We start from the raw sequence: 5,885 nt of genomic DNA, 5'->3' as shown, positions 1-5,885 counted from the left end.
AACTCTCCGTCTTCCACAACCCGCGTGAACGATGCGCGTAAGATTGAGTCTTGGATGCTGCAGCGCCGTTCTTAAATATTACGCTTAAAGGCCGTCTGAAACCGTTCAGACGGCCTTTTGTGTAAAGTGTATTAAATTTGGGTACAATGTCGTTACATTAACTTAAAAACACAGAGAGAAAACATGTTGAAAAAATGGAATAAAAAATATTGGGCCGGCATGGGCGTGATTTTGGCGTTGACCGGCTGTACTTCTGTAGCGGATATGGTTGGCTACGATACTGCGACTTTAAATGAAGACGCGGCTAAAAGTTATTCACAAGTCATTCAAAAAGCGCGTGGTCAAAAAGCTTTGGATGTTTCCTCTCCAACTGCTCAACGTGTTCAACGTGTGTTTGCACGTCTGCGTCCTCATGCTGAGCGCGCTAACAAAACCGGCGTGCCTTTCAATTGGCAGATGAACGTTATCCGTAGTGATGAAATGAACGCATGGGCGATGCCGGGCGGTAAAATGGCCGTGTACACCGGCATAGTAGAAAAATTGAAGCTGACGGATGCTGAAATTGCCGCCGTTGTCGGCCATGAAATGACCCATGCTCTGTTGGAACACAGCAAAAAAGCTTTGGGCGGACAAGTGTTGACCGGCTTGGGCGGTTCGATTTTGGCCAGCTCAACCGGTGTGGATGGTGATTTGGTTGGCTTGGGTGCAGATTTATTGGCAACCAAACCGTTCTCGCGCCATCAGGAAAGCGAAGCGGATGCCGGCGGTGTGCGTTTGATGGCTGAAGCAGGCTACAACCCTGAGGCTGCGGTAAGCGTGTGGGAAAAAATGAACAAAGTACAGGGCGGCAGCTCATTGTCTATTTTGTCGACCCACCCGACCAATCAGGCGCGTATCAATGCAATCCGCAAAATGTTGCCTGAAGTAATGCCGATTTATCAGAAGAACAAACGTTAATTCGACGTATTGATGATTTTGCCGGTTTGAACGGATGATTCAAACCGGCAAAGTTTTAGGTTTCAGTCTGACAGTTTTGCAAATTTATCCCAATTTGCCTGAACGTAGGCTGCTGCGGTTTCCAAGTCTTCGTCGGCAACGTCATAATAATCGCCGTCAAGTTCTTCAAAATCGGGAAAAGCTTTGCGGATTTCGTCGAAATCCCTTTGTTCGTCTGCCATTTTTTCAATGGCTTCGCCGTGTTTTTCGTACAGGGCTTTGGCTTTGTCTAAGATTTTCGGTATCGGCTTGATGCGCCAGCGGCGCAGGCTGTCGGCAACCGGGTTGCCGAAGATGTATTCTCCGTATCCTGAAGCGATAAGCTGTACGAAGCCGCCTTCTTGAACCTGGCTGTCGAGGTAGCAAAGGGCGGTCAATGTATGCTGTTCGTCGTTGAGACCGGACATTTCCTCGTCGCCTGCCTGTTCGGTGTGGTCCAAATAGGCTGCGCTGAGTGTATAAAGAAATGAAGCGGAATCGGAAGTATCGAAATCTTGAATGCTAAGCAGGGTGGTCATCATCATCAAAGGCCGTCTGAAAAAAGTGATTATATAATGTTTCAGTCTGAACCTAGCGGCCGTTTTGCTTTACAATATCGGAAGATAAGAAAACATAGTGAGGAACCAAACCATGAGTACACAATCTGAAAAAAACGTTGTAGTCATCAAGCCGCAGGATTTGCCGCTGCATTGCTCCGGCCCTAATCATGAGACATGGAACGGCCATCCGCGCGTGTTCTTGCCGATTCAGTCCAACAGTGAGATTGAATGCCCGTATTGCAGCACTTATTACCGTCTTGATGGCGAGATTCCGCATCACCATTACTAATCTATGCCTATGTTGAACAAAATCATCTGCGCCTTGTGCCTGAGTTTGTGCGCTGCATGCGGCTCGTATAAGGCCGTGCGCCCTGATGCGCCGTTACCGGTCATTGCACAGGCGCAGACGTATTCTGTCCGTTATCAATCCGCACAAGGTCGGACGATTACTGCAATTTATATCAACAGCCACAGCCCGATGATGGTTGAGCTGCGTGAAGGCAATACGGTTGAGAAACTGGTGCAAGTCCGCTTGCGCAGTCAGGGCGTCGAGTACGCCAATCCAAGCTCGCGTTGGCAGATTGGCGATGGGTTTGCCGTATTGATTCGAGGCGGAAAAGAAGTTGTATTTAAAGAGATTGTGGAATAGGGCGGTTTAGCCGTTTGCCAAATATTTGATTAAAGGTTTGGGCAAACCATAATCTGCCAAATGTTCCGATGATACCCAAAGGCCGTCTGAAAGATGTTCAGACGGCCTTTGTTGCGTCTGAAAAGGGGTAATCATCAATAAGCGGTGGGTCAGGCGGTGGGTAAACGTGGTTTGTTCTTCAAGGCCGTCTGAAACAATGCCGAAGCGTTCGGCGTAAGCATACAAATCGTCTAATTTTTCAAAACAGGGTACGCAATACAGACCGCCCCAAATGCCTTTGGCAGGGCGTTTTTCAAGCAATAATGCGCCGTCTTGGTTACGAATAATCAGCCAGTAAAGCGGCAGGGTATGTACTTCAAGGGTGATTTTTTTGCGCGGCAGCTCGTCAATACGGTTTTGTTTTTTTGCTTCGCAGATGTCTGCCATAGGGCATTGATGACACAAAGGTTTTGTCCGTTTGCATACTGTTGCGCCCAAGTCCATCAAGCCTTGCGTGTAGGCAGGCATATCGGCGTTTTCAGACGGCAGCAGGCTTTCGGCGAGCGACCAGAGCGAGTTTTCAAATTTTTTGTCTTGCGGATTGCCGTCTTGGGCAAAAACACGGCAGAGAACGCGTTTGACATTTCCGTCCAAGATGGTTTCGCGGCGGTTGAAGGCGAAGGCAGAAATGGCGGCGGCTGTACTTCTGCCTACGCCGCAGAGCGTTTCCAAGTCTTTGCGCTCGGAAGGAAAGATACCGCCGGATTGTTCGACGACTTGTTGCGCGGCTTTGTGCAGGTTGCGTGCGCGGCTGTAATAGCCCAAGCCTGCCCATAAAGATAAAACCTCGTCTTGCGGCGCGGCGGCAAGAGATTGCACAGTTGGGAATTTGGCTAAGAAACGCGGATAGTAGTCCAATACGGTGGCAACCTGCGTTTGCTGGAGCATGATTTCTGAAAGCCAGACGGAATAAGGATCTTTGACCTGCCAAGGCAAGTCGTGACGGCCGTGTTGCCGTTGCCAATCAATGAGTCGGCGTGCGAATGATGTGGGTATGTTCATTAATATTTACCTTTTAATTATTTATTTTTAAAACAATACGTTATATCATAATATTATAAATAATAATCAGAATTGACTTATCTGGTGGAGGGGTATATAAATATAGTTAACGTGGATTTACGCAGTATTGTTAAAGTTTATTAACCGCTCAAGGAGATTCACATGAAAGCAATGGTTTATCACGGCGCAAACGACATCCGTTTTGAAGAAAAGCCCCGCCCTCAAATTATCGATCCGACCGATGCAGTCGTCAAAATTGTTAAAACCACGATTTGCGGTACTGACTTGGGTATTTGGAAAGGGAAAAACCCTGAAGTTGCCGACGGTCGTATCCTCGGTCATGAGGGCATCGGTATTGTAGAAGAAGTCGGCGATGCTGTAAAAAACATCAAAGTCGGTGATAAAGTCATTATTTCATGTGTCAGCAAATGCTGTACTTGCGACAACTGTAAAATCCAACTTTATTCACACTGCCGCAACGGTGGTTGGATCTTGGGTTATATGATTGACGGTACTCAGGCCGAATACGTCCGTACGCCTTATGCCGACAACAGCTTGGTTCCGCTGCCTGACAACGTCAACGAAGAAGTTGCCTTGCTGTTGAGCGATGCTTTGCCGACCGCCCACGAAATCGGCGTGCAATATGGCGATGTGAAACCCGGCGATACCGTATTCATCGCAGGCGCAGGCCCTGTTGGTATGTCTGCGTTGTTGACTGCGCAACTGTATAGCCCTGCCGCCATCATTGTTTGCGATATGGACGAAAACCGCTTGAAACTGGCGAAAGAATTGGGCGCGACCCATACCATCAACCCTGCTTCCGGCGATGTGAGCAAGCAAGTTGCCGCTATCGTCGGCGAAGATGGCGTAGATTGCGCCATCGAAGCGGTCGGTATCCCTGCGACTTGGAATATGTGCCAAGACATCGTGAAACCTGGCGGCCATATTGCTGTGGTTGGTGTACATGGTCAATCCGTTGATTTTAAACTGGAAAAACTGTGGATTAAAAACCTTGCCATTACTACCGGCCTGGTTAACGCCAATACTACCGAAATGCTGATGAAAGCCATTTCCAGCAGCTCAGTGGATTACACCAAGATGATGACCCACCATTTCAAATTCAGCGAATTGGAAAAAGCTTACGATGTATTCAAACACGCTGCTGAAAACCAAGCCATGAAAGTGGTTTTGGAAGCGGATTGATTTGAAAATCACTTAATATGCCGTTAATTAAAGGCCGTCTGAACATTCAGACGGCCTTTTTGTATGGTTTTATTTTTTCTTCTTCAACCAAACGCCGCTTTCGATATGGTGGGTAAATGGGAATTGGTCGAACAGGGCGGCGCGTTCGATGGTATGGGTTTGACAGAGCGTGTCGAGGTTGGTGCGCAGGGTCTCAGGATTGCAGGAAATATAGAGGACGTTGTCGAATTGGGCAACTAATTTGAGCGTCTCATCATCAACACCAGCGCGTGGAGGATCAACGAAAATGGTTGAAAAATCATAGTTTTTCAAGTCGACGCCTTGTTCTTGCAGGCGGCGGAATTCACGGTTTTGCGTGTAGGCCTCGGTAAATTCTTCCGCAGACAGACGAGCGATTTTGAGATTGGTAATTTGGTTGGCTTCAATATTCCATTGGGCGGCGTTGACGGAAGTTTTGGAAACTTCGGTTGCCAGCACCTGATTGAAATGTTGCGAAAGCGGCAGGGTGAAATTGCCGTTACCGCAGTACAGCTCAAGCAGGTCTTTGCCTAAGTTTTGCGCGGCATCACACGCCCAAGTCAGCATTTTTTGGCACACTTGGGCATTGGGTTGGGTAAAGCTGCCCTCGATTTGACGATAGCGGAAGGTCTTGCCGTTGACTTCCAATGCTTCGGTCACAAAATCTTGGCTCAATACGATTTTTTGTCCGCGGCTGCGGCCGATGATATGAATGCCCAAATTGTGCGCCAGCTCTTGCGCGGCTTGTTGCCATGCGTCGTTCAGCTTCTTGTGGTAAATCATGGTCACCAGCATTTCGCCGCTTAAAGTGGATAAAAATTCGACGGCGTACCAGCGGTTTTTCAGTTCGGGATGATTGGACGCGGCTTCAATCAGTTTCGGCATCAAGGCATTGATGGATTTGGACGCGGCAGGAAATTGGTCGCAACGGATCAGGCTTGCCCCACTTGCCTTTTGCCCGCGCTCAAACATGGCATAAAACATTTCGCCGCCTTCATGCCAGATGCGGAACTCGGCACGCATTCTGTAATGCTGTTCCGGAGATTCAAAGACTTCGATTTCAGGAAAATCCAGTCCTTGGAAAAGTTGCTGAAGATATTGCTTTTTGTCGGCTAGTTGTTGCTGGTAGGCAGTCATTGGGGCAGTCTTTCAGAAAATAATGGCGAATTATAATATAGTTGGCGCAAATATACGAAAGGCCGTCTGAAACATCGGTTTCAGACGGCCTTTGATTTCAAAGCATCAGCTTGTCAATCAGCCTTGCATTTGTTTGGCTTGAACGGCAGTCAGGGCGATGGTGAAGACGATGTCTTCAATCAATGCGCCGCGGGACAAGTCGTTAACCGGTTTACGCAAACCTTGCAACAACGGGCCTACGCTCAGGACGTTGGCGCTGCGTTGTACGGCTTTGTAAGTACAGTTGCCGGTATTGAGGTCTG

Annotated in this window: 8 protein-coding genes; 4 read left to right on the top strand and 4 right to left on the bottom strand. The window is 48.2% G+C overall.

Going from position 1 to position 5,885, the window contains the following annotated elements:
* The first annotated feature begins 183 nt into the window (after positions 1-183).
* Positions 184-957 carry a M48 family metallopeptidase gene (locus tag ACTHUE_RS09810; RefSeq protein ID WP_150537636.1) on the top strand — a complete coding sequence of 258 codons (774 nt, stop codon included), beginning with the start codon at positions 184-186 and terminating at the stop codon, positions 955-957.
* 62 nt (positions 958-1,019) lie between these two features.
* On the opposite strand, the gene ACTHUE_RS09805 is transcribed toward ACTHUE_RS09810, so the two are convergent.
* Positions 1,020-1,514 carry a DMP19 family protein gene (locus ACTHUE_RS09805; RefSeq protein WP_440361153.1) on the bottom strand — a complete coding sequence of 165 codons (495 nt, stop codon included), beginning with the start codon at positions 1,512-1,514 and terminating at the stop codon, positions 1,020-1,022.
* Positions 1,515-1,626: 112 nt separating this feature from the next.
* Here ACTHUE_RS09805 and ACTHUE_RS09800 point away from each other — a divergent pair, with 112 nt between their 5' ends.
* Positions 1,627-1,824, top strand: coding sequence for a zinc-finger domain-containing protein (locus ACTHUE_RS09800; protein WP_036491686.1), 198 nt, complete (start codon positions 1,627-1,629; stop codon positions 1,822-1,824).
* Between the two features lie 3 nt (positions 1,825-1,827).
* Positions 1,828-2,184 (top strand): hypothetical protein, encoded by a 357-nt coding sequence (locus tag ACTHUE_RS09795; protein ID WP_049348955.1) that lies wholly within the window; start codon positions 1,828-1,830, stop codon positions 2,182-2,184.
* 6 nt (positions 2,185-2,190) lie between these two features.
* On the opposite strand, the gene mutY is transcribed toward ACTHUE_RS09795, so the two are convergent.
* Positions 2,191-3,225 carry an A/G-specific adenine glycosylase gene (mutY, locus tag ACTHUE_RS09790; RefSeq protein WP_440361147.1) on the bottom strand — a complete coding sequence of 345 codons (1,035 nt, stop codon included), beginning with the start codon at positions 3,223-3,225 and terminating at the stop codon, positions 2,191-2,193.
* Positions 3,226-3,387: 162 nt separating this feature from the next.
* Here mutY and ACTHUE_RS09785 point away from each other — a divergent pair, with 162 nt between their 5' ends.
* The gene (locus ACTHUE_RS09785) at positions 3,388-4,428 is read left to right on the top strand and encodes a zinc-dependent alcohol dehydrogenase family protein (RefSeq protein WP_049335428.1); all 1,041 of its coding nucleotides are present in this window, start codon (positions 3,388-3,390) and stop codon (positions 4,426-4,428) included.
* A 69-nt stretch (positions 4,429-4,497) separates the two neighbouring features.
* Here ACTHUE_RS09785 and trmA read toward each other — a convergent pair whose 3' ends face one another.
* Positions 4,498-5,583, bottom strand: coding sequence for a tRNA (uridine(54)-C5)-methyltransferase TrmA (gene trmA / locus ACTHUE_RS09780; protein ID WP_049335430.1), 1,086 nt, complete (start codon positions 5,581-5,583; stop codon positions 4,498-4,500).
* A 117-nt stretch (positions 5,584-5,700) separates the two neighbouring features.
* Positions 5,701-5,885 (bottom strand): phosphate acyltransferase (locus ACTHUE_RS09775; RefSeq protein ID WP_440423380.1); only part of this gene is annotated, 185 nt, incomplete at its 5' end.

The sequence above is a fragment of the Neisseria sp. P0021.S005 genome (assembly GCF_051956955.1).
The sequence above is the reverse complement of the archived record's forward strand: the minus strand, read 5'-3'. Positions and strand labels throughout refer to the sequence as shown.

What these genes read in the sequence shown, in the direction of transcription:
- ACTHUE_RS09810 (WP_150537636.1), top strand. Translation starts at nt 184, where the DNA reads ATGTTGAAAAAATGGAATAAAAAATATTGGGCCGGCATGGGCGTGATT.
- ACTHUE_RS09805 (WP_440361153.1), bottom strand. Translation starts at nt 1,514, where the DNA reads ATGACCACCCTGCTTAGCATTCAAGATTTCGATACTTCCGATTCCGCT.
- ACTHUE_RS09800 (WP_036491686.1), top strand. Translation starts at nt 1,627, where the DNA reads ATGAGTACACAATCTGAAAAAAACGTTGTAGTCATCAAGCCGCAGGAT.
- ACTHUE_RS09795 (WP_049348955.1), top strand. Translation starts at nt 1,828, where the DNA reads ATGCCTATGTTGAACAAAATCATCTGCGCCTTGTGCCTGAGTTTGTGC.
- mutY (WP_440361147.1), bottom strand. Translation starts at nt 3,225, where the DNA reads ATGAACATACCCACATCATTCGCACGCCGACTCATTGATTGGCAACGG.
- ACTHUE_RS09785 (WP_049335428.1), top strand. Translation starts at nt 3,388, where the DNA reads ATGAAAGCAATGGTTTATCACGGCGCAAACGACATCCGTTTTGAAGAA.
- trmA (WP_049335430.1), bottom strand. Translation starts at nt 5,583, where the DNA reads ATGACTGCCTACCAGCAACAACTAGCCGACAAAAAGCAATATCTTCAG.